This is a genomic window from Streptococcus sp. 10824, from assembly GCF_013276595.1.
Classification (GTDB): domain Bacteria; phylum Bacillota; class Bacilli; order Lactobacillales; family Streptococcaceae; genus Streptococcus; species Streptococcus pseudopneumoniae.
The window spans coordinates 1-2,121 of record NZ_VMLH01000030.1; the positions used below are offsets into that span (position 1 = coordinate 1).

2 protein-coding genes and 2 pseudogenes are annotated in these 2,121 nt (G+C 32.8%); 1 reads left to right on the forward strand and 3 read right to left on the reverse strand.

Annotated features, from left to right (window positions below; translation table 11 throughout):
• Nucleotides 1-630 precede the first annotated feature (630 nt).
• On the forward strand, nt 631-747 hold the full coding sequence (locus HT701_RS11405; protein WP_138705738.1) for a helix-turn-helix domain-containing protein: 117 nt from the start codon (nt 631-633) through the stop codon (nt 745-747).
• A 383-nt stretch (nt 748-1,130) separates the two neighbouring features.
• Here the strand turns inward: HT701_RS11405 and HT701_RS03115 are convergent, their stop codons facing one another.
• The 3 genes and pseudogenes from HT701_RS03115 to HT701_RS03125 all read right to left on the reverse strand — a co-directional run.
• Nucleotides 1,131-1,607: a GNAT family N-acetyltransferase gene (locus HT701_RS03115; protein WP_000777684.1), complete on the reverse strand. Its 477-nt coding sequence runs from the start codon at nt 1,605-1,607 to the stop codon at nt 1,131-1,133.
• Nucleotides 1,608-1,756: 149 nt separating this feature from the next.
• A pseudogene (locus tag HT701_RS03120) lies at nt 1,757-1,864 on the reverse strand (IS5/IS1182 family transposase); the annotation flags it as partial.
• 102 nt (nt 1,865-1,966) lie between these two features.
• Nucleotides 1,967-2,121, reverse strand: a pseudogene (locus HT701_RS03125) (IS5/IS1182 family transposase); the annotation flags it as partial.

A 2,121-nucleotide genomic window follows, 5' to 3' on the forward strand; every position in this document is an offset into this window, starting at 1 on the left:
TAATATCTGCTGTATTGATTTCCTTTTCAAGCAATTCTGGTTCGCCATAGACAATGTCTAGTCTAAGCTTTTCAATCACTTCTTTTACTAAAACCGACATCATTTCCTCCTTCAATCGAGTTCTTCTCTCTATTATATCAAATTATACTCAATGAAAATCAAAGAGCAAACTAGGAAACTAGCCGCAGGCTGTACTGGAGTAGGGCAAGGAGACGTTGACGTGGTTTGAAGAGATTTTCGAAGAGTATTATATAGTAGATTGAATATAGACCAGAACATTGCGGTTGCTAAAACATTTTTAGAAATTCATTTGTCTTTCCTAATCGACTTGGTTACATCTTATTTCAATCTATTATAGTCTTGGGGAATTTCTGAAAGTTCTATAATGAAGTTAGCCATCCAACCCTCCTAAAAATTAGATGGTTCAACTAGCTGATAGCTAGTACTCGATTTCATTTGATAAGAGGCTTGGAGCTGTTAAGCTGGAAAGCCAAGGCTAAGATTAGCCTTGGTTTAGCTGACAAAACTGCTTCAAGGGTTCCTCTTGTCAAATGAAAGCTCTTCTAGGCATAAGAAAACACCTCTGTGTTATACTTGTTGTTCAACCACAAACACAAGAAAGGCACAGAGATGAAAAACCATTATACTACAAAAGCCAAACATTTGACAATCGATAGCCGTCGCTTAATCGAACGATGGAAAAAGGAAGGGAAATCAAAATTTTTTAAATTGAAATTTGGCTTTTAACATGAGGAGTCTGCCTATCCCTTGACTATTCTTTCCTTTTCACAAACGATTCGCTTATTCAATTATAAGTTTACGTTCTCCTAGTCACAGTTCTTGTGCTTGATGGAAAGAATGACACCTATAAATATGCGAGGTAGTGGCTGTATCACTCACTTATTCACCTCCCCGTGATTTGTAGTAGTGATAGACTTTCTCACTATTATTATAAAACAAAATAAAGAGCACACCACTTTTTCATTCTGTCTTGTGCCTTGAGTGAAACGAAAGGAATGAATTATAAACATAAAAGTTTAGTATATAGATTATTCCTCTCAAAATATGCAAATAAGCTAGAATACTAAATTTATAGCAGACTTAGTGAAAAGCAGAAACTAGAAATGATACTAGTTTCTGCTTTTCTCCATAATAATTAATTTCCCCTTTTTTCCTTCTAAATCTTTCTTCACAACAAAAAAACCTGAATTTCTATATGCTTTTTGAGCCAATATATTTTTTTCATTTACAGCCAATACAATATGGTTAATTTCTAATTTTAAAGTTGAGTCTATGAATTCAAATATTTTATTCAGAGCATTAGAACCATATCCTTGATTTCTGAAATTATCATCAATAGAAAATCCTCTAATAAGCGCATAATCATTTTGATAATAGCCATACTCTTTAGGACCAGTGTTTAGGTGTAGGCAAAAAAATCCAATTACTTTATGTTCTTTATTAAGTATTACTATTGGGTATCTATACTTATCTTTTTTAGACTTTTCAATAATATTTTTTGGGGTATCAGTATGTGTAATATCATTTAAAGAATAAGAACTTAAAGAATGGTAATGGTCAACTTCACTATACAAAGATAATTTCATGATAATTAATTCCTTTCTCTTTATGTAAGATACATAACTAAATAGGACTCTAGGTATGTAGATTTTTTTATGAAACGTCCTATAAAAATCAGATATATTTAGAGTTATTACTTTAGTCCTTTATTTTCATTATTAGACTTCCTGCAAAACTAGAATCCTAGTTCATGATTGATAATACCAGCAATCAAATTCATTCGTAATCCGAAGTGTTTACGATGATTTCGATAGGTTGTTGAAGATATTTTAAACGTTTTCATAGTGAAATGAAATAAGAACAGGACAAATCAATCAAGACAGTCAAATCGATTTCTAACAATGTTTTAGAAGTAGAGGTGTACTATTCTAGTTTCAATCTACTATACTTTGTCAAAAATATTCTCAACCTTGCTTCTCTCCTTAGATAGCGCATGGTTACAGGCTTTCTCTTCAGCTGTTAGCGGCTTGAGTTTGCTGGATTTCCTCGGAGTTTGCGCTTGAGGATATAGCTTCATGAGCCCTTGATAACCACTGTCAG

What these genes read in the sequence shown, in the direction of transcription:
- HT701_RS11405 (WP_138705738.1), top strand. Translation starts at nt 631, where the DNA reads ATGAAAAACCATTATACTACAAAAGCCAAACATTTGACAATCGATAGC.
- HT701_RS03115 (WP_000777684.1), bottom strand. Translation starts at nt 1,607, where the DNA reads ATGAAATTATCTTTGTATAGTGAAGTTGACCATTACCATTCTTTAAGT.